Source organism: Streptomyces sp. NPDC001604, assembly GCF_042893475.1.
In the GTDB taxonomy this organism is placed as follows: domain Bacteria; phylum Actinomycetota; class Actinomycetes; order Streptomycetales; family Streptomycetaceae; genus Streptomyces.
The window spans coordinates 315,717-338,894 of record NZ_JBIAUY010000008.1 but is presented as its reverse complement, the minus strand read 5'-3'; the positions used below and the strand labels follow the sequence as shown (position 1 = coordinate 338,894).

The following is a 23,178-nucleotide window of genomic DNA, read 5'->3' as shown; positions in this document are numbered from 1 at the left end:
GGAGAGCGGTGGACATGGATCGTCTCGCTTCCCGCCGCCTAGCGTGTTCCGCATGCCAACTACCGCACGCACTGTGCTTTTTCATGAAATCGGCGGACCCGAGGTCCTGATGGTCGAGGACGTGACCGTCCCCGACCCCGCCCCCGGCCACGTGCTCGTACGGGTCGAGGCGTTGGGCCTCAACCGCGCCGAAGCCCTCTTCCGGAGCGGCGGTTACTACTACCAGCCGGCCCTCCCCGCCTCCCGTCTCGGCTACGAGGCCGCCGGCGTCGTCGAGGCGGTCGGCGAGGGCGTGACCGAACTGGCCGTCGGCGACCCGGTGATGACCGGCCCCGGCATCGAGATGAGCGCCCAGGGCGTGTACGCCGAGCGGGTCGTCCTGCCCGAGACCGCGGTCCTGCGCCGCCCGGCCTCCGTGGACGCCGTCACCGGCGCCGCGGCCTGGCTGACGTACACGACCGCGTACGGCGCCCTGCTGGAGACGGCCGGCCTCAGGCCCGGCGACCATGTGCTGATCACCGGCGCGTCCAGCGGCGTCGGCACCGCGGCGATCCAGGTCGCCCGCCGCATCGGCGCGATCCCGCTCGCCACCACCCGCACCGAGGAGAAACGGGACCGGCTGCTGGAGCTCGGCGCGGCCGAGGTGATCGTCACCGGCGGATCGGCACCCGAGACGGTGGCCAAGGAGGTCAAACGGCTCACCGGGGGCAACGGCGCCGAAGTGATCTTCGACGCGATCGGCGGTCCCGGGTTCGGCCCGCTCGCCGAGGGCCTCGCCACGGGCGGCTCCGTGGTCGTCTACGGCTGGCTGGACACCCGCCCGGCCGAGATCCCCAGGAACTGGCCCTTCACCCTCCACACCTACGCCAACCTGATCCTCACCAGCACACCCGCCGGCCGCCGCCGCTCCACCGCCTTCCTCGACGCGGGCCTCGCCGACGGCGGGTTCCGCCCGGTCGTCGGCGAGGTCCTCGACGGGCTCGACCGCATCCAGGACGCCCACCGCCTGATGGAGTCCAACCGGCACACGGGCAAGATCGTCGTACGGGTCTGAGGGCCCTGACCCGTTTGCCGCAGCCCGCGGAATAGGCCGCCGATCTCCGAGGTTGACGCGACCCAGACCTATGCACGTGCATCATCCAGGGAAGGGCCTGTCATGAAGATCGGCATCATCGGCGCGGGCAACATCGGCGGCAACCTCACCCGGCGGCTCACCGCCCTCGGCCACGACGTCTCCGTCGCCAACTCCCGCGGTCCCCACACGCTCACCGAGCTGGCCGAGGAGACCGGCGCGACCCCGGTAACCGTGGAGGAGGCGGCGCGCGGCGCGGAGGTCGTGGTGATCACGATTCCCGTCAGGGCCATCCCGGACCTGCCGACGGGCCTCCTGGACGGCGCGGCCGAGAACGTCGCCGTGATCGACACCGGCAACTACTACCCCCGGCAGCGGGACGGCAGGATCGCGGCGATCGAGGACGAGGGCCTCACGGAGAGCGCCTGGACGGCACAGCAGATCGGCCACACCGTCATCAAGGCGTTCAACGGCACCTACGCCCAGGACATCCTGGATCGCCCGCGCCCCGCGGGCGACCCCGAGCGGCAGGCGCTCCCGGTCGCGGGCGACGACGAGGCCGCTAAGCGCCTGGTCAGGAACCTGATCGACGAACTCGGCTTCGACACGGTCGACACGGGCACCCTCGCCGACTCCTGGCGCCAGCAGCCGGGCACCCCGGTCTACGGGCTGCGCGCGGGCGTGGACGAGGTGACCAAGGCACTGGCGGAGGCACCTCGGGAACGTCCGGCGGACTTCAGGGCGTAACGGCGGGCGCGGGCCCGTCACCCACCCGAGGCCCACTCCTTCAGGGCGGCCTTGTCGGCGAAGTTCGCGACGTCCTTGTCGTGCGGCTCGCTGGTGTACTGGTGGAAGCGCCACTTGGCCTTGATGCGGGGCTTGCCCGCCGTGACGTAGTCGGCGATCCAGAGGCCGTCGCCGGCGTACGAGGTGGTGTCGACGTTCAGCCAGAAATCCTGGTTGGTGTAGAGGATGACCCGGTGGTTCGGCCGCAGCTCCTTGACCTTGCGGAGGAACTGGTCCTTCTCCGCGTTGCTCGCATGGGTCCCGGCGCTGGTCCGCTCCCAGTCCACGGCGAGGATGTCGCCCACCTTCGAGGGGGCGCGCTCGACGAAGTACTCCGCCTGGGCCTGGAGATGGCCCGGCCAGAGGAAGTGGTAGAAGCCGATGACGAGGCCGGCCTCGCGACCGTGTCGCGCCTGGGCGCTGACTCTCGGGTTGATGTACGAGCGGCCTTCCGTCGCCTTGATGAAGGCGAAGGAGAGGCCGTCCGTGCTGTACGAGGAGGGCTGGTAGGCGCTTACGTCGATACCGCGCAGCATGGAGGACTCCCTGAAGTGCCGGTGGGGGGACAGCGGTTGATTCATCCCCACCTTTGCACGGGTGATCCGTTCCGGATGTGGAAACGACGTGCAAAACGTCAACTCCGGTCGGCAAAACGGAGTTCAGCAAACTGGCCGGACAGCGTTGATCATCGGCCCGACACCCGGCCCGGCGACACAGGTCGTGCCCGGCGGCAAACCCGGCCACACTGCCTACGCCTACGCCTACGCCTACGCCTACGTCGGCCCCGCGGCCCTCCTGCGCACCCTCGTCATGGGCATCACCGGGGCCGCCGATCGCACTCGAAGCCGGCGGAACCTTCGTCCGGACGGTGTGACAGGCCCTAGCACTCGATGATGTTCACCGCGAGCCCGCCCCGGGCCGTCTCCTTGTACTTCACGCTCATGTCCGCGCCGGTGTCCTTCATCGTCTTGATGACCTTGTCCAGGGACACCTTGTGGGAGCCGTCGCCGCGCATCGCCATCTTCGCCGCCGTGACCGCCTTCACCGCGGCCATGCCGTTGCGCTCGATGCACGGGATCTGGACCAGGCCGCCGACCGGGTCGCAGGTGAGGCCGAGGTTGTGTTCCATGCCGATCTCCGCGGCGTTCTCGACCTGTTCGGGGGAGCCGCCGAGCACCTCCGCCAGCGCGCCCGCCGCCATCGAGCAGGCGGAGCCGACCTCGCCCTGGCAGCCGACCTCGGCGCCGGAGATGGAGGCGTTCTCCTTGAAGAGCATGCCGATCGCGCCCGCGGCCAGCAGGAAGCGGACGACTCCGTCCTCGTCGGCGCCCGGCACGAAGTTGATGTAGTAGTGCAGGACGGCCGGGATGATGCCCGCGGCGCCGTTGGTGGGGGCGGTGACCACGCGGCCGCCCGCCGCGTTCTCCTCGTTCACCGCCATCGCGTAGAGCGTGATCCACTCCATGGCGTGCGCCAACGGGTCGCCCTCGGCGCGCAGTTGACGGGCGGAGACGGCGGCCCGGCGCCGCACCTTCAGACCGCCCGGCAGGATGCCCTCGCGGGACATGCCGCGGGACACGCACGCCTGCATCACCCGCCAGATGTCGAGGAGCCCCGAGCGGATCTCGTCCTCGGTACGCCAGGCCCGCTCGTTCTCCAGCATCAGGGCGGAGATGGACAGACCCGTCTCCTTCGTCAGGCGCAGCAGCTCGTCGCCCGTGCGGAAGGGGTACTTCAGCACCGTGTCGTCCAGCTTGATGCGGTCCTGGCCGACCGCGTCCTCGTCGACGACGAAGCCGCCGCCCACCGAGTAGTACGTCTTCGACAGCAGCTCCGTACCCGAGGCGTCGAACGCCCACAGGGTCATGCCGTTCGCGTGGTACGGCAGGGCCTTGCGGCGGTGCAGCTTCAGGTCGTCGTCGAAGGAGAACGGGATCTCGTGCTCGCCGAGGAGCCGGATCCGGCTGGACGACTTGATCTCCGCGACCCGCTCGTCCGCCGTCTCCACGTCCACCGTCCGCGGCGAGGCGCCCTCCAGGCCGAGCAGCACCGCCTTGGGGGTGCCGTGGCCGTGGCCGGTCGCGCCCAGGGAGCCGTACAGCTCGGATCGTACGGACGCGACGGAGCCCAGCAGCTCCTCGCCCCGCAGACGTCGCGCGAACATGCGGGCCGCGCGCATCGGTCCCACCGTGTGGGAGCTCGACGGGCCTATGCCGATCGAGAACAGGTCGAAGACCGAGATGGCCACGGGAACTCCTCCGAAAAGGGTGGGGGCACACGTCGTCGGGTGCCCCCACCGGGGAACTACTTGTTCAGACCGGGGTACAGCGGGTGCTTGTCGGCAAGCGCCTTGACCCGGGCCTTGAGCGCCTCGACGTCGTACGACGGCTTCAGCGCCTCGGCGATGACGTCCGCGACCTCGGCGAAGTCCTCGGCGGTGAAGCCGCGGGTGGCCAGCGCCGGGGTGCCGATCCGCAGACCCGAGGTCACCATCGGCGGGCGCGGGTCGTTGGGGACGGCGTTGCGGTTGACCGTGATGCCGACCTCGTGGAGACGGTCCTCGGCCTGCTGCCCGTCCAGCTCGGAGTGGCGCAGGTCGACCAGGATCAGGTGCACGTCCGTGCCGCCGGACAGCACGTTCACCCCCACCTCGCGGGCGTCGTCCGCGGTCAGCCGCTCGGCGAGGATGCGCGCACCCTCCACCGTACGCCGCTGCCGCTCCTTGAACTCCTCGCTTGCGGCGACCTTGAAGGAGACCGCCTTCGCCGCGATCACATGCTCCAGCGGACCGCCCTGGAAGCCCGGGAAGACCGAGGAGTTCAGCTTCTTCGCGAAGTCCTGCTTGGCGAGGATGATGCCGCCGCGCGGGCCGCCCAGCGTCTTGTGCGTGGTGGAGGTGACGACATCCGCGTACGGCACCGGGTTGGGGTGCAGCCCGGCCGCGACCAGGCCCGCGAAGTGCGCCATGTCCACCCACAGGTACGCCCCGACCTCGTCGGCGATCCGCCGGAACTCCGCGAAGTCCAGCTGACGCGGATACGCCGACCAGCCCGCGATGATCACCTTCGGGCGGTGCTCCTTGGCCAGCCGCTCCAGCTCGGCCATGTCGACCAGGCCGGAGTCGTCCACGTGGTACGCGACCACGTTGAACTGCTTGCCGGAGAAGTTCAGCCGCATCCCGTGGGTGAGATGGCCGCCGTGCGCCAGGTCCAGGCCCAGGATGGTGTCGCCGGGCTGGGCCAGCGCGAACAGCGCGGCCTGGTTGGCGGAGGCACCCGAGTGCGGCTGCACGTTGGCGTACTCGGCGCCGAACAGCTCCTTGACCCGGTCGATGGCGATCTGCTCGGCGACATCGACGTGCTCGCAGCCGCCGTAGTAGCGCCGGCCGGGGTAGCCCTCGGCGTACTTGTTGGTCAGGACCGAGCCCTGGGCCTCCATCACCGCCAGCGGCGCGAAGTTCTCCGAGGCGATCATCTCGAGGGTGGACTGCTGGCGGTGCAGCTCGGCGTCGACCGCGGCGGCGATGTCCGGGTCGAGCTCATGCAGGGGCGTGTTCAGTACGGACATGCGTCTACGGCTCCTCAGCCGGCGTTCTGGGCGGTGTACTCGTCGGCGGAGAGCAGATCGGCCGGCTCCTCCGTGACACGGACCTTGAAGAGCCAACCGCCCTCGAAGGGCGCCGAGTTGACCAGGGACGGGTCGTTCACCACGTCCTCGTTGATCTCGGTGACCTCACCGGTGACGGGGGAGTACAGGTCGCTGACCGACTTGGTCGACTCCAGCTCGCCGCAGGTCTCGCCCGCGGTCACGGCGGAGCCCACCTCGGGAAGCTGGGCGTAGACGACATCGCCGAGCGCGTTGGCCGCGAACTCGGTGATGCCGACCGTCGAGACGCCGTCCTCGGCGGCCGACAGCCACTCGTGCTCCTTGCTGTAACGCAGCTGCTGGGGGTTGCTCATGGCCTGAATTCTCCTGTACGCGGTGGAGTGCTGATGAAGGGGGGACTGCGGGAAAAGCGTGTGAGCAGCGAAAATGTGCAGGGGGTCACGTCCGGGGACGGAGCCCCCCTCGCCCAGTCTCAGTCAGTGTCTACTTCTGCCGCTTGTAGAACGGCAGCGCCACGACCTCGTACGGCTCGTGACTGCCCCGGATGTCCACGCCGACACCCTCGGTGCCCGGCGCCGCATGCGCCGCGTCGACGTACGCCATCGCGATCGGCTTGCCCAGCGTGGGGGAGGGGGCTCCGGAGGTGACCTCGCCGATCACCTCGCCGCCCGCGACGACGGCGTACCCGGCGCGCGGGACCCGACGGCCCTCGGCGACCAGGCCGACGAGGACGCGCGGCGGGTTCTCCGCAGCCCTGGCGGCCGCCTCCTGGAGCGCCTCGCGCCCCACGAAGTCGCCCTCCTTCTCGAACTTCACCACCCGGCCGAGCCCGGCGTCGAACGGCGTGAGCGAGGTGGACAGTTCATGCCCGTACAGCGGCATGCCCGCCTCCAGGCGCAGGGTGTCCCGGCAGGACAGCCCGCAGGGCACCAGGCCGACCGATGCTCCGGCGTCGGTCAGCGCCTGCCACAGCTTCTCGGCGTCAGCGGGGGCGACGAACAGCTCGAAGCCGTCCTCGCCGGTGTAGCCGGTGCGCGCGATGAGGGCGGGGACGCCGGCGACGGTGCCGGGCAGGCCGGCGTAGTACTTCAGGCCGTCGAGGTCGGCGTCGGTGAGCGACTTCAGGATGCCGGGGGACTCGGGGCCCTGCACGGCGATCAGCGCGTAGTTGTCCCGGTCGTCGCGCACCTCGGCGTCGAAGCCGGCCGAGCGCTCAACGAGCGCGTCCAGCACCACCTGGGCGTTGGAGGCGTTGGCCACCACCATGTACTCGGTCTCGCCGAGCCGGTAGACGATCAGGTCGTCGAGGATGCCGCCGTCGGCCCGGCAGATCATCGTGTAGCGGGCGCGGCCGACGCCGACGGAGGCGATGTTGCCGACCAGCGCGAAGTTCAGGAGCTGGGCGGCCTGCGGGCCGGTGACGGTGATCTCGCCCATGTGGGAGAGATCGAAGAGCCCGGCCTTCGTCCGCACGGCGAGGTGCTCGTCGCGCTCGGAGCCGTAGCGCAGGGGCATGTCCCAGCCGGCGAAGTCGGTCATCGTCGCGCCGAGCGAACGATGCAGGGCATCGAGCGCGGTGTGACGGGGTTCGGTGCTGCTCATCGGACGGTCGTCTCCCAGGCAGAGTGCATGACGGGCGAGGTCGTTCCTCCCCATCTGTCATCGGAACCTGAGAGGTTCGCCATGAAGTCATGGCTTGCACCTTGGGTGGGGCCACCGGATCCGGTGGCCCGCTTTTCAGATGTGCCTCGCCCGCGCGGTAACGGGGCCTGAGAGATTCAAGGGAGGGACTTGCTCCTTCGGCGCCCGGCAGACTCTGCTGCCGGGACTCTCCCGCGCGGATTCAAACGGCCGGTATGCAGTTGCGCGCACATCATTGCACGCGCCCCCTCCTCCGTGGCACCTCCTCTGTGCCCCTCCTCTTTGTGACGGGGCTGTGGCCGGAACCGAACACACCCGCGAGACGCCGTGCATTACCTTCCCTTTACAAAGAGTGGGGAGAAGCTTTCCTGACCCCCAGGAAGGACGATCACGGTGAACAGGACCACGGTGTACGCCACGACCTCGGCCGTCGCGCTGCCCAAACAGCCCGCGGCCCCGGCCAAGGACGTGTGCGGTGCCTGCCCCGCACCCGTGGTCCGCGATCTGCGCGACCGCTCGGGGCACAGCCCGCACGCCCTGCTCTTCGGCCCCCGTGACCTGGTGGTGGTCACCGGCCTGCCCGGCAGCGGCAAGTCCACGCTGATGGAGCGCGCTGTCCGCGGCCTCCGCATCGACTCCCAGGACGCCCGGGACCGCTGGGAGGCCCGCACGCCCCGCTTCCTGCCCTACGCGCTCTACCGTCCCCTCGTCCGCCTCGCCCACTACGCCGGACTGCGCCGCGCCCTGCGCAGCGGCGAAGGGGTCGTCGTGCACGACTGCGGTACGCAGGCCTGGGTGCGCGGCTGGCTGGCCCGGGAGGGCCGGCGCCGCGGCGGCACCCTGCATCTGCTGCTGCTCGACGTCACGCCCGGCACGGCACTGGAGGGCCAGCGGGAGCGCGGCCGTGGCGTCTCGCGCTACGCCTTCCTGCGGCACCGCACCGCGGCGGCCCGGCTGATCCGCGCGGTCGAGCGGGGCGACCTGCCCGAGGGCGTCGGCTCGGCGGTGCTGCTGGACCGGGACGCCGCGGACGTCCTGCGCAGGATCGGTTTCACGGGGTGACGCACGGCCCAACCCCTTTGTCCCTCCCACCCGCTAGCCTTTCCAGCCACAGCAGTGGTTCTCAGCAGGCGGTCGGACACAGATGGACTTCGCAGCGGATCTCCCCGCGGACTTTCCCTTGCAGGCGCACCCCCATCCGCACGGCGGATGGCCCGGCAACGAGCTGGAGGAGGTGCTGTCGGCCTCCCTCGGCATACCCTCGGCGGGCGGCCGGATCCTCGAGGTGCTCGGCCGCAGCTTCGTCTGGGTGCCGCTGCCGAACGGCGGCGACCTGAACAGCGGCCCCCTCGACCTGCCCACGCTGGAGATCGAGGGCCAGGCCTATGTGCCGGTCTTCAGCTCCGAGGAGCAGTTCCGGCAGGTGGTCGGCTCCCACATGTCGTACACGATCGCCCCGGCCGTCGAGTTCGCCCGCGGACTGCCCCCGCAGGTCGGCCTCGCCGTGAACCCGGACGGCGTGGTCGGCATCCCGCTCCCGCCGCCCGCCGTCGCCGAACTCTGCCGCGTGGGCCGCACCCCGCTGGACGGCCCCGCCTCCGGCGGCCGCGTCAAGCTCTTCGAGCCGGACTGGCAGGACGACCCGATCGACTTCCTCGCCGCGGCCTCCGCCGAGTTCGCCGGGACAGGCGTGGTCGTCACCGCCCGCCGCTGCCTCGCCGCCATCGAGACGGCGGACCCGGTGATGTTCGTGGGCGTCGAACTCTCCCAGCGTGAGGGTGACATCAGAGCCCTTCCCCTGGAGGCCCTGAGCCGGGCCATCACCAGAATCCCCACCCAGTGGCCCGTCAACCTAGTCCTCCTGGACGTGACGGACGATCCGGTGGCGACCTGGATGCTCGAACGGGTACGCCCTTTCTATACGAGGGATCACCTGTAGAACGCCGCGAGGGGCAGCCGCCCCGGGCGCGCGTGCAGTATCGACACACAACAAGCCTCGAGTTCCTAGGCGCTTAAGCTTGTGTCCACGCGGGGCAACCATGAGAAGGGGCACACACGTGAGCGCCAGCGGCACCACGACCGGGACGGTCGAGAACATGCTGCGCCAGGTGACGCCGGGGCGCTACGACGCCTACGAGGCACTCCTCCGCGCACTCGCGACCCCCGGCTCCGGCCAGGTCTGGATGCTCCTGTGGCACGGCCAGGCGGGCTCCCCGGACGCCCAGTACGGAAACATGGAGGTCGGCGGCTACGGCTACGCGCCCTGCGTCACCTCGGCGCAGGAGCTGAGCGCCAGCGGCTGGAACAGATCGTACGAGGTGGTCGACGGGCTGGACGTCGCCCGGACCCTGTACCCCGACCACTTCGGCCTCTGGCTCAATCCGCACGCCCCGGGCGGCGGCGTGGGCATCCCCTGGCTGGACCTGCGCCGGATCGCCACCGGTCTGGAGCGCCAGGCGGCCGGCCCGCTGCGGATGTCGGAACCCGCGATCGAGATCCCGCAGTTCTACGCCCTGCTCGCGCAGAACGCCCATCGCACCCCGGCCGTCCGCTCGCTGCGCCGCGCCTGGGTGCAGCCGGCGCTCGGGGCGCCGTATCTCGCGATCGGGCTCGACGTGTACGACACCAGCCCGCCCGCGGTGGACTCGGTGCGGGCGATGATGCAGCAGTCCATCGGCGCCGTCCCGGACGGACTGCCGGTGTCGACGGTGGCGATGTCGGACGAGTACGACCCGGTCGCGCTGTGGATGCGCGCGAGCGCCCGCCCCTTCTACGACCGCGAGGCCCACGCGGCCGCTCCGGCCCAGGCCCCGGCGGCCGGGTACGGGTACCCGCCGGTGCATGGCGGATACTGAGACGCAGGCCTGGTCCGTACCAAGCCGGGAGTCGATCTGCGCGCGTAGATCGGGACGGAAGATCCTTTTCCGTGGAGTATGTCCGAAATTATCCCCGTCCGGCCGCCGTTACCCGGTGTCCGGATAACGGAACCCTCCAGCCTGCATCACGTTTACGCATCCTTTCCCCGCCAAGTCTGGCAACAGATCGCCAAAGCGTTGAAGACTCCCGGTCCAGGGGACTTCGTCCCTGTGTACGACGGACTGATCACGCCGCCACCGCGGCAAAGTGCGGGCCGGCTACCGCCGGTTGAGAGGGGTCCCTGCCAGATGACGGCACCATTGCACGAGCCGACCGCAGAAGCGGCCCCGAGCGCGGCCGAAGAAGCGGCGGTCGCCGCCGCCGGCGACAAGGCCGTACAGGGGCGTTCCCTGGGCCGGATCGCCTGGGAGCGCCTGAAGAGGGACAAGCTCGCCCTCACAGGCGGCATCGTCGTGCTCGTACTCGTCGTGGTGGCGCTGCTCGCTCCGGTGATCACCAGCCTCTACGGGCAGGACCCCGACGTCTACCACGAGAGCCTGATCGACCCGCTGTTCAGCACCCCCAAGGGCTCGCTCGGCGGCATCAGCGGCGACCACTGGCTGGGCGTCGAGCCGGTCAACGGCCGCGACATCTTCGCGCGCATCCTCTACGGCGCCCGGATCTCGCTCCTGGTCGGCTTCCTGTCCGCGATCGTCGCCGTCGTGCTCGGCACGATCCTCGGCATCCTGGCCGGCTTCTTCGGCGGCTGGGTCGACTCGGTCATCAGCCGCGTCATGGACGGCCTGCTGGCCTTCCCGCAGCTGCTCTTCATCATCGCGCTGGTCTCCGTCATGCCGAACGAGATGCTCGGCCTGAGCGGCTCCAGCGTGCGCGTGTTCGTGATGATCCTGGTCATCGGCTTCTTCGGCTGGCCCTACATCGGACGCGTGGTGCGCGGCCAGACGCTCTCGCTGCGAGAGCGCGAGTACGTCGAGGCGGCCCGATCGCTGGGTGCCGGGCGGTTCTACATCCTGTTCAAGGAACTGCTGCCCAACCTCGTCGCCCCGATCATCGTCTACACGACGATGATGATCCCCACCAACATCCTCACCGAGGCGGCACTCAGCTTCCTGGGCGTGGGCGTCAAGCCCCCCACGTCCTCCTGGGGGCAGATGCTCTCGACCGCGATCGACTACTACGACTCGGACCCCATGTACATGGTCGTCCCCGGCGTGGCGATCTTCATCACCGTTCTGGCCTTCAACCTCTTCGGCGACGGCGTGCGGGACGCGCTCGACCCGAAGGGCTCGCGCTGAACCTGCCGTAACCCAAGCGTCCCGTGAGTACTCCCACGGGGTCTCTCATCAAAACCGGAGGATCCGAGATCGTGACTACCCAACGCACCTCAGGGCGGCGCAAGCAGGCGTTGGCCGCTGCTGCCGCGGTCGCCGGCATGCTGACCATGGCGGCGTGCGGCGGCGGCAGCGACAGCGGCGGTTCGAAGACGGGTGCGGCCGGCTTCGACGCGGCGAACAACAAGGTTGCCCAGGCCGATCAGGTCAAGAAGGGCGGCACGCTGAAGTTCGTCACTGCGCAGGACGCCGACTCGTGGGACACCACGCGTGGTTACTACGGCTTCATGTGGGACTTCGCGCGCTACTACAGCCGTCAGCTGCTCACCTACAAGACCGAGCCGGGCGCCAAGGGCGCCGAGGTCACCCCCGACCTCGCCACGGACGAGGGCCAGGTCTCCACCGACGGCAAGACGTACACCTTCCACCTGCGTGACGGGATCACCTGGGAGGACGGCAAGCCGATCACCTCCCAGGACATCAAGTACGGCATCGAGCGCGTCTGGGCGCAGGACGTCCTGTCCGGCGGCCCGATCTACCTGCAGCAGATGCTCGACCCCAACGGCACCTACAAGGGTCCCTACAAGGACACCACCAAGGACAAGCTCGGCCTGAAGGCGATCGACACGCCCGACGCCAAGACGATCGTCTTCCACCTGCCGAAGGCCAACTCGGACTTCAAGCAGGTGCTGGCGATGGTCACGGCCTCGCCGGTCCGCCAGGACATGGACACCAAGTCCAAGTACGGCCTGAAGCCGTTCTCCTCCGGCCCGTACAAGTTCCAGTCGTACGCCCCGGGCAAGTCGCTGGTGCTGGTGCGCAACACCAACTGGAAGGCGTCCTCGGACCCGGTCCGCAAGGCGTACCCGGACAAGATCACTCTGGACATCTCCACCAACCAGAGCGACATGGACCAGCGCCTGATCAACGGCGACTACGACATCGACGCCAGCCAGACGGGCCTCGGCCCGCAGGGCCGCACCATCGCCCTGAAGCAGCACAAGGACAACCTGGACAACCCGGTCTCCGGCTTCATCCGCTACGCGGTCTTCCCGCAGAGCGTCAAGCCGTTCGACAACATCGACTGCCGCAAGGCCGTGATCTACGCCGCCGACCACGTGTCGCTGCAGACCGCGCGCGGTGGCCCGATCGCCGGTGGTGACATCGGCACCAACATGCTCCCGCCGTCGATCCCCGGTGGCGAGGGCCAGAAGTACGACCCGTACAAGATCGCCGGTGCCAACAAGAACGGCAACGACGACCTGGCCAAGCAGTCGCTGAAGGCCTGCGGTCAGCCGAACGGCTTCAAGACCACCATCGCCGTCCGCAACAACAAGTCGCAGGAAGTGGCCACGGCCACCTCCCTGCAGGCGGCGCTGAAGAAGGTCGGCATCCAGGCCGACATCTACCAGTACGACGGCTCGCAGAGCGCCGGCATCATCGGCTCCCCGTCGAACGTGGCCAAGAAGAAGCTCGGCATCATCATCATGGGCTGGGGCCCGGACTTCCCGACCGTCCAGGGCTACGGCATCCCGCTGTGGAGCAGCCACTACATCCTGCAGAGCGGCAACAACAACTACGCTCTGATCAAGGACAAGACGATCGACGGTCTGTTCGACCAGTACAACGCCGAACTGAACGAGGCGAAGAAGACCCAGATCGCCACGGAGATCAACCACAAGGTGAGCGAGGGCGCGTACTACCTGCCCTTCACCTTCGAGCGGCTCCTGAACTGGCGTTCCTCGCGGATCGGCAACGTGTACACGACGAACGCGTACAGCGGCTACTACGACTTCGTCAACATCGGTCTGAAGTCCTCGAAGTAATCCCGGCACACCCGCCGTACGGCACGAAAGGCAGGTGAAGGCCGGCGCGGCGGGACCGCGGGCCCCGGAAGACCTCCGGCGGCCCGCGGCCCCGCGGCGGGCCGTTAGCTGTGCTCGCTTACCTCATCAGGCGGCTCTTCGCCGCCGCAGTGATGCTGGTGGTCATCATCCTGGTGGTCTTCAGCATCTTCTTCCTCGTCCCCAAGTGGGCGGGCGTGGACATCGCCACGAGCTTCGTGGGCAAGCAGGCCGACCCCGCGGCGGTGGAAGCGGTGCGGACGAAGCTGGGTCTGAGCGACCCGATCTTCATTCAGGTCTGGCACTTCTTCAAGGGCATCTTCGTGGGCCGCACCTACGCGGCCGGCGGCGACATCACCCACTGCTCCGCGCCGTGCTTCGGCTACTCCTTCCGCAGCGAGCAGGCCGTGTGGCCGGTGCTGACCGACCGCTTCCCGGTGACCCTGGGTCTCGCGCTCGGTGCCGCCGTACTGTGGCTGGTCTTCGGTATCGCGGCGGGTGTGCTGGCCGCGCTGAAGCGGGGCAGCATGTGGGACCGCAGCGCGATGGTCATCGCGCTCAGCGGTGTCTCCCTCCCCATCTACTTCACCGGTCTGCTCAGCGTCGCGATCTTCGACATCGGGCTGCACTGGATCGACGCTCAGTACGTGCCCTTCAGCCAGGACCCCGCCCGCTGGTTCGAGAGCATGCTCCTGCCCTGGATCACCCTGGCGTTCCTCTATGCGGCGATGTACGCCCGGATCACCCGCGCCAACATGCTGGAGATCCTCGGCGAGGACTACATCCGCACGGCCCGCGCGAAGGGCCTCAAGGAACAGGTCGTCATCGGCAAGCACGCCATGCGCTCCACGATGACGCCCATCCTGACCATGCTCGGCATGGACCTCGGCGCCCTCATCGGCGGCGCGATCCTGACCGAGACGACGTTCAGCCTGCCGGGCCTCGGCCAGGCGGTGCTGACCGCCATCAAGAACCAGGACCTGCCCATCATTCTGGGCGTCACCCTGATCACTTCTCTCGCGGTGCTGATCGCCAACCTCGTGGTGGACGTCCTGTACGCCGTGATCGACCCCCGAGTGAGGCTCGCATGACGGAACTGAGCAAGAGCGGAGCGGCCGTGGGCGAGCCCACGGGCACCTCGCCCGCCCCGACCTCCTTCCTGGAAGTGCGCGACCTGAAGGTGCACTTCCCGACCGACGACGGCCTGGTCAAGTCCGTCGACGGGCTCTCCTTCAAGCTGGAGAAGGGCAAGACCCTCGGCATCGTGGGCGAGTCGGGTTCCGGCAAGTCGGTGACCTCGCTCGGCATCATGGGTCTGCACACGGCCGGCCAGTACGGCAAGCGCAAGGCGCAGATCTCCGGTGAGATCTGGCTGGACGGCACCGAGCTGCTCAGCGCCGACCCGGACGAGGTGCGCAAGCTGCGCGGCCGCCAGATGGCGATGATCTTCCAGGACCCGCTGTCCGCACTGCACCCGTACTACACGATCGGCCACCAGATCGTGGAGGCGTACCGCATCCACCACGACGTCGACAAGAAGACCGCGAAGAAGCGCGCGGTCGAGATGCTCGACCGGGTGGGCATCCCGCAGCCCGACAAGCGCGTCGACAGCTACCCGCACGAGTTCTCCGGCGGTATGCGCCAGCGCGCGATGATCGCGATGTCGCTGGTCAACAACCCCGAGCTGCTCATCGCGGACGAGCCGACGACCGCCCTGGACGTGACCGTCCAGGCGCAGATCCTCGACCTGATCCGGGATCTGCAGAAGGAGTTCGGCTCCGCGGTCGTCGTCATCACCCACGACCTGGGCGTCGTCGCCGAGCTCGCCGACGACATCCTGGTCATGTACGGCGGCCGCTGCGTCGAGCGCGGTCCCGCGGAGAAGGTGTTCTACGAGCCGCGCCACCCCTACACCTGGGGCCTGCTCGGCTCGATGCCGCGCCTGGACCGGGAGCAGCAGGAACGCCTGATCCCGGTCAAGGGCTCCCCGCCCTCCCTGATCAACGTCCCGTCCGGCTGCGCCTTCAACCCGCGCTGCCCGTACGCCGACATCCCGAAGGACAACGTCACCCGCACGGTCCGCCCCGAGCTGACCGAGGTCGGCAGCCAGCACTGGGCCGCCTGCCACATGACGCAGGAGCAGCGGGAGCGTATCTGGACCGAAGAGATTGCGCCGAAGCTGTGAGCGAGGACAAAGTGACCACTCCCGCGAAGAGCGACGGTGCCACCCTCACCAAGGACGCCGCCCCCGGCGAGACCCTGCTGAAGGTGACCGGGCTCCAGAAGCACTTCCCGATCAAGAAGGGCCTGCTCCAGCGGCAGGTCGGCGCCGTGCACGCGGTCGACGGCATCGACTTCGAGGTCAAGGCCGGCGAGACCCTCGGCGTCGTGGGCGAGTCCGGCTGCGGCAAGTCGACGATGGGCCGGCTGATCACCCGGCTGCTCGAACCGACCGGCGGAAAGGTCGAGTTCGAGGGCAAGGACATCACGCACCTCGGCGTGAGCGGTATGCGTCCGATGCGCCGCGATGTGCAGATGATCTTCCAGGACCCGTACTCCTCGCTGAACCCGCGCCACACCATCGGCACGATCGTCGGCGCCCCCTTCCGGCTGCAGGGCGTCGAGCCCGAGGGCGGCATCAAGAAGGAAGTGCAGCGGCTGCTGTCGGTGGTCGGTCTCAACCCCGAGCACTACAACCGCTATCCGCACGAGTTCTCCGGCGGTCAGCGCCAGCGCATCGGCATCGCCCGCGCGCTCGCCCTGAACCCGAAGCTGGTCGTGGCGGACGAGCCGGTCTCCGCGCTGGACGTGTCGATCCAGGCGCAGGTCGTCAACCTGCTGGACGACCTCCAGCAGGAGCTGGGCCTGACGTACGTGATCATCGCGCACGACCTCTCCGTCGTCCGGCACGTCTCGGACCGGATCGCGGTGATGTACCTCGGCAAGATCGTGGAGCTGGCGGACCGCGACTCGCTGTACCGGGCGCCGATGCACCCGTACACCAAGGCGCTGATGTCGGCGGTGCCGATCCCGGACCCGCGGCGCAAGAACGCCAAGAGCGAGCGCATCCTGCTCAAGGGTGACGTGCCCTCGCCGATCTCCCCGCCGAGCGGCTGCCGCTTCCACACCCGGTGCTGGAAGGCGACGCAGATCTGCAAGACGACCGAGCCGAAGCTCGTCGAGCTCAAGCCCGGCCAGCAGGTCGCCTGCCACCACCCGGAGAACTTCGAGGACCAGGCCCCGCAGGACACCGTTCTGCTGACGGTCGCCAAGGAGGCGGCCGAGCTGGTCGCGGACGAGGTGCTCGCGGAGTCGGCGGAGACGTCGGCGGCGGTGGCTGCGGAGGTCGCCGGGGATTCTCCCGAGGCCGTCGCTGTTTCTGACGAGGCCTCCGACAGCACTGGCTCCACAGAGGCGGAAGCGGGCGCTCAGGAGTCGACCGACGGGCAGAACTGACCACCGGTGTGCCCGGGCCGGCCGCCCGACGGGAAAGAGCCCCTGCCATCACTGGCAGGGGCTCTTTCCCGTCGGGCGGCCGCCTTTGTCCGCGCCTGGCGGGGGCCGTCCGGGTCACCCCCAGACCAGCACCCGCCACGACACGGAAGGTTTCACCGCGAGCCGCATCACCCGGTCACTTTTCGTGCCGGTGAATCCCGTGGTGTATGCCGCCGTGGCATTGCAGCCGGCCACCTCCAGAACGGAACCGCCTGATGCGTCGGTCATCTTCGCGGCACCGGGGCCCAGGCAGATCAGCCGCACCGTGACAGTGGAGCCGGTTTTCGCCAGGGCCACATCGAACTGCCGGGCACCCCGACCGCTCTCCGTGACCAGCAGTTTCCCCGGCGGAACGGGGAACTTCAGAGATTCCATCGTCGGCAGCCTTGTTTCCGCGGCCGCCGAGGCGTGCACTGGCGTCGGTGGTGCCGACTGCTGCGCCGGGGAACCCGATCCGCCGCAGCCCGCCATGGATATCAGCGCCCCGGACACTACGGCCACGCGTGCCGCGCATCGCGAGAAACGAACTCCGGAGACGGAAATCATCCCTTGCTGTGCCAGAATGCCGGAATGTGGTACGGGAATTTCGCGACGCCCTTGCGCGAGATCACCCACTTGCAATTCGCGCCGTAGTGTCCGACGTCCCAATTCATCACCTTCCGGTCGGCGCCGGCGTGGAGGTACCCCTCCCGCCACGACGACGGCACCTTCCAGGTGTCCGAGTAGGAGACCGAGGCCGTCATCGAGACCGCGATCGAGGCACCCACGGTCTCCTTGGCCTTGGCGAAGATGACGCCCTCTTCGGCCGACACGGAGCCGGTGATGGTGCCGGTGATCGAGGTTCCGGCGGTCAGGGTGATGCCGAGGGTGTGTCCGCCCGGCGCGCTGGACGGAGGAATCATCCCGATCCGGTCGGACCTCACGTTGCTGATTTCATACACCGATTCCGTGCCGCAATTGGTCGGATGCGTTGTCACGGACGTGGCGGCGTGAGCCGAGGTCGTACCTACGGCGACCAGGGCGAGCATTGCCGCACCGACAGTCATGGTTCTCGCGTATTGCGTCAAGATTCTGGTCCCTCATTGAGGAATGGAGGAGACCCGTCAACCACCCCGTGTGGCGACTCCCCCGTGGTTGTGAATTTAATGCATGCAGTGGACGGTGTAATAGATCATTTGCTATCTCATTGCCTCCAATTTGCCGGGTAAGCTCAGATAAAGCTCAAATTGAATTTCTGCAGGGGTGGATGATGTGGTCTCACTTTCCATAAGTGGGGACATTTGGTCGCCGCGGCATGGCCTGTGTCGGCCCCGGTCGGGGTCTGCCATCAGGAGTCAACTGCCGTGTAGCACATGACAACTTGGTAAAGTCATGTCCATGCCCCAGTTGCAGGGCGCAGAGTCGGGCGTATCCGTCTGATCGGACCACGCACCGAAGGGGCAACTCATGGCACTCTCCCGTTCGGCACGCTTAGGGGCCGTCGCGACCGCGGCGGCCTCTTTCCTTGTCATCGCCGCTTCCTCCGCCCCCACTCCGGGCGCTCCCGGCATCGGCGACAGCTACTTCCCGAACCTCGGCAACGGCGGCTTCGACGCCCGCCACTACGACCTCGACGTGGCGTACAACCCGGACACCGACCGCCTCGACGGCCGGACGACGCTCACCGCCCGCGCCACCCAGAACCTTTCCTCCTTCGACCTGGACCTGCAGAAGCTGGAGGTCACCCGGGTCGAAGTGAACGGCAGACGCGCCGAGTTCACCCGGGACGGGGACGAACTGCGCATCACGCCGAAGGGAGTGCTCCCCAAGGGGCACACCTTCAAGGTCACCGTCACCTACGGCGGCGTCCCCGAACCCCTCAACGGCCCCATCGTCTTCGGTTCCGACTACGGCTGGATGAAGACACCCGACGGCGTCTTCGTCGCCTGCGAACCCAATGCCGCCTCCACCTGGTTCCCGTCCAGCGACCACCCCGACGACAAGGCCACGTACGACATCCGCATCAAGGCGCCCAAGGGTCTGACCGGCGTCTCCAACGGCCGCCTCGTCTCCACGTACGACAAGGGCGACTCGACGTACACCCACTGGCGCGAGTCGAAGCCCATGGCCACCTATCTGGCGACCGCCACCATCGGCAAGTTCGACGTGAAGACCGGCACCACGCCTTCCGGCATCCCGATCTACGTCGCCATCGACCCGGTGCTCTCGAACAGCAACAACGTCGACGTGTACGCCGTCACCGCCGCGGCCACCGACTACTGGTCGCAGGTCTTCGGGCCGTACCCCTTCGAGGAGACCGGCGCGATCGTCGACGACATGCCCCAGGCCGGGTTCTCGCTGGAGGTGCAGAGCAAGCCGGCGTACTCGGCCGTGCGCAACGAGACGACGATCGTGCACGAACTCGCCCACCAGTGGTTCGGCGACTCGGTCTCGGTCGAGCGCTGGAAGGACATCTGGCTCAACGAGGGCTTCGCCACCTACGCCCAGTGGCTGTGGGCCGAGCACCAGGGCACCCGCAGCGCCCACGACTCCTTCCTGGCCGCATACAACTCGCGGGCCGCCGACAACCCGTTCTGGCAGATCACCGTCGCCGACCCGCAGCGCGACACCATGTTCGCCTCCGCGGTCTACCAGCGAGGGGCGATGACGCTCCAGGCGCTGCGCGAACGCATCGGCGACAAGGCGTTCTTCGAGCTGCTGCCGACCTGGACCAGGGTCCACCGCTACGGCAACGCGAACACCGGGCAGTTCATCGCGCTCGCCGAGAAGATCTCCGGTCAGAACCTCGACGACCTGTTCCAGAAGTGGATCTACACCACCGGCAAACCGGCCCTGTGAGAGCCGTGAGAGCCCCCGAGTAAGAATGTGGGGTGCTCCAGCAACTGTTCAGCCCCTCCGTCCAGCACACGCTCGACCTCGTCGGCATCTTCGTGTTCGCCATCTCCGGCGCACTGCTGGCCGTCCGCAAGAACTTCGACGTCTTCGGCATCGCCGTGCTCGCCGAGGTCACCGCGCTGGGCGGAGGGCTGTTCCGGGACCTGATCATCGGGGCGGTGCCCCCGGCCGCCTTCACGGACCTGGGCTACTTCATCACCCCGCTGCTGGCCGCCCTCATGGTCGTCTTCCTGCACCCGCACGTCGAGCGCATCCAGGTCGCCGTCAACGTCTTCGACGCGGCCGGCCTCGGTCTGTTCTGCGTCGCCGGAACGATCAAGGCGTACGAGTACGGTCTCGGCCTCACCCAGTCCGCGACCCTCGGCCTCGCCACCGCCGTCGGGGGCGGTGTGCTCAGGGACGTCCTCGCCAACGAGGTGCCGTCACTGCTGCGCTGGGACCGCGATCTGTACGCGGTCCCAGCGATGGTCGGCTCCACCATGGCCGTCCTGTGCATCCGCTACGACGCCCTGACCCCCTTCACCAGCGGACTCGCGGTCGTCACCGCCTTCGTGCTGCGGCTGCTTGCGATGAAGTACCACTGGCGAGCGCCGCGTGCGTGGAACCGCCGGTCGACCGTGCGGGAGGAGTAGCGTTCCGCGCCCGACCGTGGTGCTGGCCCATCTCCACGGAGAGCCAGCGGAACGACGGGACCACCTGCGGACGCCACAGCGCCATGGTGTGGCCGCCCGCGCTCTTCGGGATGAAGACGACATGCACCGTCGTCGGCGCCTTCGCGATCTGTTCGAGGCCGACACCGGCCTCGTAGCCGTCGTGCGGCTGGCCGGAGATGTACAGCGCGATCCGGGGCGGGGTGGGCGACTTCTTCAGCAGCAGGAAGGGGTTGTTCTCGGCCCGGACCGTCGGGTTCTGCGCGGCGAGCGAGTTGCGTTCGCCGATCGGGTCGTTGTAGCCGGACATGCTGATCGCGGCCATGTAGCGGTTCGGGTGCGCGACGGCCAGCTTGACCGCGCAGTGCGCCCCGGCCGAGTACCCGGCGACCGCCCAGCCCTTGGGGCCGGGCTGGGCGCGGAAGTTGTCCGTGACCATCTTCGGTACGTCGATGCTGAGCCAGCTGTCGGCGTTGACCTGGCCCGGAATGTTGGCGCAGCCCGTGTCCACGCCGGCCAGCAGGTTGGTGCGCGGGGCGACCAGGATGAACGGCGCGACCTGCCCGCTGCGCATGAGCGGGGCCAGCTGCTGGGTCACCTTCATCGACCCGAACCACGCCTTGGCCGAGCCCGGGTAGCCGGGGAGCAGCTCGACCACGGGGAAGTTGTGGTGGCGGTAGCCGGGGTCGTCGTACTGCGGCGGCAGCCACACATAGACCTCGGCGTTCACCCCGGAGACACGGCCCTTGAGCTCGGTCTGGCGCACGCCGCGCATGCCGGGGCCGGTGGCCGGGCTGAAGTCCTGCTTCACTTTGGGCAACCGTTTCACCGCTATTCCGCCGGTGCCGTCGGCACCCAGGTTGGCCGCCTGCTGCACATGGTTGCCCGTGCCGAGCAGGTCGGCCCAGTTGTCGTAGAGGTTGTTCGCGTTGTTGATGAAGACGAAGACCAGCGCGACCGCCGTCCCCTGGGCGAACAGCAGCATCAGCATCCGGGCCGCCATGCGCAGGGCTTTCGGCCCGCGCATGCGCGTCCACAGGACGAGCGGCAGTATCAGGGCGATCGCGAACAGCACGATCAGCGTGTAGAGGAACGGAGTCCCGGTGAGGCTCATGTCCCCATAGAGGGGGAGAGGCGCCTCGGGGTTGAGGACGAGTGCGGACACTTACCAAGAAATTGCCGGAACCTCACCCGGGAGGACGGCGGCCGAAGGAATGTGTCATGTGTCCTTAACATGGAAAGCTACCGCTTAGTAATTTCTCGTTGTACGGTTCAGACATGCCAGAAGCAGCTTCCGTGCAGGCCACCAGGGCCGCCATCGGTGACAGCGAGTTCGACCGGGACACCGCGCTCGTCCGGCGCGCACCCGGCGTGTACGACATCGACCTCTCCGCCGGCTGGACCATCATCAACGCCGTCAACGGCGGCTATCTGCTGGCCGTCCTGGGCCGCGCCCTCGCGGACGCCCTGCCGCACGCCGACCCGTTCACGATCTCGGCGCACTATCTGACGGCGTCCCAGCCGGGCCCGGCGGTCGTCCGCACCGACGTCGTCCGCACCGGCCGCACCCTGTCGACCGGCCAGGCCTCGCTCTTCCAGTACGACGACGAGGGCCGCGAGGTGGAACGCATCCGTGTCCTCGCCTCCTACGGCGACCTGGACGCGCTGCCGGACGACGTGCGGACCACGGCCGTCCCGCCCGCGTTCCCGCCCGTCGACCAGTGCTTCGGCCCACAGGATGCGCCCGCCCCCGTCTCCGGCAGCTCGGCGATCGCCGACCGTCTGATGATCAAGCTCGACCCGGCCACCCTCGGCTGGGCGGTCGGAGCACCGTCCGGCAAGGGCGAGATGCGCGCCTGGTTCGGCCTGGCGGACGGCCGGGACGCCGACCCGCTCTCCCTCCTCCTGGCGGTGGACGCACTCCCGCCCACCGCCTTCGAACTCGGCCTGAAGGGCTGGGTGCCCACGGTGGAGCTCACGGTCCACGTCCGCGCCCGCCCGGCCCCCGGCCCCCTCCGCGTCTCGATCACCACCCGCAACCTGGCCGGCGGCTTCCTGGAGGAGGACGCGGAGGTCTGGGACAGCAACGACCGCCTGGTGGCCCAGTCCCGCCAACTGGCCCGCGTGAGGCTCGGCTAGCGCCCGGCGGGCCCCCAGACCGCCGGACGGGCTGAATTTTCAGCCCCTCCGGCGTTTGAGGAGCGGGGGTCCGGGGGCTGGCTCCCCGGGTCGGGACGGGTAGGGGCGGCGGGGGCGAGATCAAAACGCAGACTGTGGTGGGCGATCAGGCTCGGCTGAGCGGAGACCGTCCGAGCCAGGCGGCCAACTGGCGGTAGACGTCGGCTCCTTCAGGGGCCGGCAGGACGTCGGCGAAGGGGGTCTGGTCGTCGCGCTCCGGGTCGGGCAGGACGCGGCGGGCGGTGGCGAAGGCGAACTCGGCCGGCTCCGGGTCGAGGTCCAGGGGGTGGCCCAGGGACTCGGAGAGGTCCCAGGTGTGGGTCACCAGTTCCATCACGTAGCCCGACAGGGCCGCACGGCCCGGTACCTCACCCCAGGGGACGCGCACCGGCGCCTCCATGCGGTCGTCGCTCGCCCAGGCCTTGAGCACCCGGGTGCGGACCTCGTCGTACACGGCCGTCCAGTCGTCGTCGGCCACGCCGTCCACGAACGGGTGCACCGCGAGCCCGTCGCCGCCCTCGCCGACCACCGCGATGCGCAGGGTGCCGCCGACCATGTGGCTGAGCAGCGTGCGCACGTCGAACTCGGTACAGGGAGTCGGTCCGGCCAGCTGCTCGGGACGTACCGTCTTGATGAGCGCCGCCGCCTGCTCGGTGGCGCGGCTGTACACGGGGCGGGGGTCGATGGCGTTCATGGCGTTCATGGCGTTCATGGGGACCTCTCTCTGAAGGGCTTGGGTCAGAGAGTCGCCGCATAACCTGACAGTTTCCGTCAACATTTGCCGGAGAGATCCGGGGGCGCGA

At 68.8% G+C, this 23,178-nt stretch carries 22 protein-coding genes and 1 riboswitch; of the genes, 13 read left to right on the top strand and 9 right to left on the bottom strand.

The genetic code is table 11. The features are described from left to right. Nucleotides 1–52: 52 nt before the first annotated feature. Complete coding sequence (locus ACFY1E_RS23980; RefSeq protein WP_389079220.1) at nt 53–1,054, top strand: zinc-dependent alcohol dehydrogenase family protein; 1,002 nt, start codon at nt 53–55, stop codon at nt 1,052–1,054. Between the two features lie 42 nt (nt 1,055–1,096). Further along, nucleotides 1,097–1,819 carry an NADPH-dependent F420 reductase gene (locus ACFY1E_RS23975; RefSeq protein WP_389079302.1) on the top strand — a complete coding sequence of 241 codons (723 nt, stop codon included), beginning with the start codon at nt 1,097–1,099 and terminating at the stop codon, nt 1,817–1,819. 17 nt (nt 1,820–1,836) lie between these two features. On the opposite strand, the gene ACFY1E_RS23970 is transcribed toward ACFY1E_RS23975, so the two are convergent. From ACFY1E_RS23970 to gcvT, 5 genes are all read right to left on the bottom strand, one after another. After that, the gene (locus tag ACFY1E_RS23970; protein ID WP_389079301.1) at nt 1,837–2,394 is read right to left on the bottom strand and encodes a GH25 family lysozyme; all 558 of its coding nucleotides are present in this window, start codon (nt 2,392–2,394) and stop codon (nt 1,837–1,839) included. 344 nt (nt 2,395–2,738) lie between these two features. Further along, nucleotides 2,739–4,106: an L-serine ammonia-lyase gene (locus ACFY1E_RS23965; protein ID WP_389079218.1), complete on the bottom strand. Its 1,368-nt coding sequence runs from the start codon at nt 4,104–4,106 to the stop codon at nt 2,739–2,741. 56 nt (nt 4,107–4,162) lie between these two features. Continuing rightward, the gene (gene glyA / locus ACFY1E_RS23960) at nt 4,163–5,425 is read right to left on the bottom strand and encodes a serine hydroxymethyltransferase (RefSeq protein WP_389079216.1); all 1,263 of its coding nucleotides are present in this window, start codon (nt 5,423–5,425) and stop codon (nt 4,163–4,165) included. Nucleotides 5,426–5,439: 14 nt separating this feature from the next. Beyond that, a complete protein-coding gene (gene gcvH / locus ACFY1E_RS23955; RefSeq protein WP_099931447.1) occupies nt 5,440–5,817 on the bottom strand; it encodes a glycine cleavage system protein GcvH in 378 nt (125 codons plus the stop codon). A 130-nt stretch (nt 5,818–5,947) separates the two neighbouring features. Beyond that, complete coding sequence (gcvT, locus tag ACFY1E_RS23950; RefSeq protein WP_389079215.1) at nt 5,948–7,066, bottom strand: glycine cleavage system aminomethyltransferase GcvT; 1,119 nt, start codon at nt 7,064–7,066, stop codon at nt 5,948–5,950. A gap of 145 nt (nt 7,067–7,211) precedes the next feature. After that, a riboswitch (glycine riboswitch) is annotated at nt 7,212–7,310 on the bottom strand. A gap of 188 nt (nt 7,311–7,498) precedes the next feature. Between gcvT and ACFY1E_RS23945 the strand changes: the two genes are divergently transcribed. The 8 genes from ACFY1E_RS23945 to ACFY1E_RS23910 all read left to right on the top strand — a co-directional run bounded on the left by ACFY1E_RS23945 (nt 7,499) and on the right by ACFY1E_RS23910 (nt 16,613). Continuing rightward, nucleotides 7,499–8,167: an AAA family ATPase gene (locus ACFY1E_RS23945; protein ID WP_389079213.1), complete on the top strand. Its 669-nt coding sequence runs from the start codon at nt 7,499–7,501 to the stop codon at nt 8,165–8,167. A gap of 82 nt (nt 8,168–8,249) precedes the next feature. Beyond that, nucleotides 8,250–9,044 carry an enhanced serine sensitivity protein SseB gene (locus ACFY1E_RS23940; protein ID WP_389079210.1) on the top strand — a complete coding sequence of 265 codons (795 nt, stop codon included), beginning with the start codon at nt 8,250–8,252 and terminating at the stop codon, nt 9,042–9,044. Between the two features lie 118 nt (nt 9,045–9,162). Then, complete coding sequence (locus ACFY1E_RS23935) at nt 9,163–9,960, top strand: enhanced serine sensitivity protein SseB C-terminal domain-containing protein (RefSeq protein WP_389079209.1); 798 nt, start codon at nt 9,163–9,165, stop codon at nt 9,958–9,960. A gap of 309 nt (nt 9,961–10,269) precedes the next feature. Next, nucleotides 10,270–11,277 (top strand): ABC transporter permease, encoded by a 1,008-nt coding sequence (locus tag ACFY1E_RS23930; RefSeq protein WP_389079206.1) that lies wholly within the window; start codon nt 10,270–10,272, stop codon nt 11,275–11,277. A 71-nt stretch (nt 11,278–11,348) separates the two neighbouring features. Further along, entirely contained in the window at nt 11,349–13,139 is a 1,791-nt protein-coding gene (locus tag ACFY1E_RS23925) for an ABC transporter substrate-binding protein (RefSeq protein WP_389079204.1), read from the top strand. Between the two features lie 110 nt (nt 13,140–13,249). Further along, complete coding sequence (locus tag ACFY1E_RS23920; RefSeq protein WP_389079201.1) at nt 13,250–14,248, top strand: ABC transporter permease; 999 nt, start codon at nt 13,250–13,252, stop codon at nt 14,246–14,248. Continuing rightward, nucleotides 14,245–15,342, top strand: coding sequence for an ABC transporter ATP-binding protein (locus tag ACFY1E_RS23915; protein WP_389079199.1), 1,098 nt, complete (start codon nt 14,245–14,247; stop codon nt 15,340–15,342). Before ACFY1E_RS23920 ends, ACFY1E_RS23915 begins: the two co-directional genes overlap by 4 nt. Next, a complete protein-coding gene (locus tag ACFY1E_RS23910; RefSeq protein WP_389079197.1) occupies nt 15,339–16,613 on the top strand; it encodes an ABC transporter ATP-binding protein in 1,275 nt (424 codons plus the stop codon). The genes ACFY1E_RS23915 and ACFY1E_RS23910 overlap by 4 nt, the downstream gene beginning before the upstream one ends. A gap of 114 nt (nt 16,614–16,727) precedes the next feature. On the opposite strand, the gene ACFY1E_RS23905 is transcribed toward ACFY1E_RS23910, so the two are convergent. Further along, nucleotides 16,728–17,198: a hypothetical protein gene (locus ACFY1E_RS23905; protein ID WP_389079194.1), complete on the bottom strand. Its 471-nt coding sequence runs from the start codon at nt 17,196–17,198 to the stop codon at nt 16,728–16,730. Continuing rightward, nucleotides 17,195–17,575 carry a hypothetical protein gene (locus ACFY1E_RS23900; protein WP_389079192.1) on the bottom strand — a complete coding sequence of 127 codons (381 nt, stop codon included), beginning with the start codon at nt 17,573–17,575 and terminating at the stop codon, nt 17,195–17,197. Before ACFY1E_RS23900 ends, ACFY1E_RS23905 begins: the two co-directional genes overlap by 4 nt. Before the next feature lie 523 nt (nt 17,576–18,098). Between ACFY1E_RS23900 and ACFY1E_RS23895 the strand changes: the two genes are divergently transcribed. Together ACFY1E_RS23895 and ACFY1E_RS23890 are read left to right on the top strand one after the other, a co-directional pair. Beyond that, the gene (locus ACFY1E_RS23895) at nt 18,099–19,490 is read left to right on the top strand and encodes a M1 family metallopeptidase (protein ID WP_389079190.1); all 1,392 of its coding nucleotides are present in this window, start codon (nt 18,099–18,101) and stop codon (nt 19,488–19,490) included. Nucleotides 19,491–19,522: 32 nt separating this feature from the next. Beyond that, the gene (locus ACFY1E_RS23890) at nt 19,523–20,179 is read left to right on the top strand and encodes a trimeric intracellular cation channel family protein (protein ID WP_115905751.1); all 657 of its coding nucleotides are present in this window, start codon (nt 19,523–19,525) and stop codon (nt 20,177–20,179) included. Here the strand turns inward: ACFY1E_RS23890 and ACFY1E_RS23885 are convergent. Next, the gene (locus ACFY1E_RS23885) at nt 20,088–21,311 is read right to left on the bottom strand and encodes an alpha/beta hydrolase (protein ID WP_389079188.1); all 1,224 of its coding nucleotides are present in this window, start codon (nt 21,309–21,311) and stop codon (nt 20,088–20,090) included. The two genes, ACFY1E_RS23890 and ACFY1E_RS23885, sit on opposite strands and share 92 nt — an antisense overlap. Before the next feature lie 164 nt (nt 21,312–21,475). On the opposite strand from ACFY1E_RS23885, the gene ACFY1E_RS23880 reads away from it, so the two are divergent. Further along, nucleotides 21,476–22,336: a thioesterase family protein gene (locus tag ACFY1E_RS23880; RefSeq protein ID WP_389079186.1), complete on the top strand. Its 861-nt coding sequence runs from the start codon at nt 21,476–21,478 to the stop codon at nt 22,334–22,336. A gap of 145 nt (nt 22,337–22,481) precedes the next feature. On the opposite strand, the gene ACFY1E_RS23875 is transcribed toward ACFY1E_RS23880, so the two are convergent. After that, entirely contained in the window at nt 22,482–23,078 is a 597-nt protein-coding gene (locus tag ACFY1E_RS23875) for a TIGR03086 family metal-binding protein (protein WP_389079298.1), read from the bottom strand. Between the last annotated feature and the right edge of the window lie 100 nt (nt 23,079–23,178).

Bases quoted from the DNA above. Each gene is read 5' to 3' on its own strand.
- ACFY1E_RS23980 (WP_389079220.1), top strand. From the start codon at position 53: ATGCCAACTACCGCACGCACTGTGCTTTTTCATGAAATCGGCGGACCC.
- ACFY1E_RS23970 (WP_389079301.1), bottom strand. From the start codon at position 2,394: ATGCTGCGCGGTATCGACGTAAGCGCCTACCAGCCCTCCTCGTACAGC.
- glyA (WP_389079216.1), bottom strand. From the start codon at position 5,425: ATGTCCGTACTGAACACGCCCCTGCATGAGCTCGACCCGGACATCGCC.
- gcvH (WP_099931447.1), bottom strand. From the start codon at position 5,817: ATGAGCAACCCCCAGCAGCTGCGTTACAGCAAGGAGCACGAGTGGCTG.
- gcvT (WP_389079215.1), bottom strand. From the start codon at position 7,066: ATGAGCAGCACCGAACCCCGTCACACCGCGCTCGATGCCCTGCATCGT.
- ACFY1E_RS23940 (WP_389079210.1), top strand. From the start codon at position 8,250: ATGGACTTCGCAGCGGATCTCCCCGCGGACTTTCCCTTGCAGGCGCAC.
- ACFY1E_RS23930 (WP_389079206.1), top strand. From the start codon at position 10,270: ATGACGGCACCATTGCACGAGCCGACCGCAGAAGCGGCCCCGAGCGCG.
- ACFY1E_RS23915 (WP_389079199.1), top strand. From the start codon at position 14,245: ATGACGGAACTGAGCAAGAGCGGAGCGGCCGTGGGCGAGCCCACGGGC.
- ACFY1E_RS23905 (WP_389079194.1), bottom strand. From the start codon at position 17,198: ATGATTTCCGTCTCCGGAGTTCGTTTCTCGCGATGCGCGGCACGCGTG.
- ACFY1E_RS23895 (WP_389079190.1), top strand. From the start codon at position 18,099: ATGGCACTCTCCCGTTCGGCACGCTTAGGGGCCGTCGCGACCGCGGCG.
- ACFY1E_RS23885 (WP_389079188.1), bottom strand. From the start codon at position 21,311: ATGAGCCTCACCGGGACTCCGTTCCTCTACACGCTGATCGTGCTGTTC.
- ACFY1E_RS23880 (WP_389079186.1), top strand. From the start codon at position 21,476: ATGCCAGAAGCAGCTTCCGTGCAGGCCACCAGGGCCGCCATCGGTGAC.
- ACFY1E_RS23875 (WP_389079298.1), bottom strand. From the start codon at position 23,078: ATGAACGCCATGAACGCCATCGACCCCCGCCCCGTGTACAGCCGCGCC.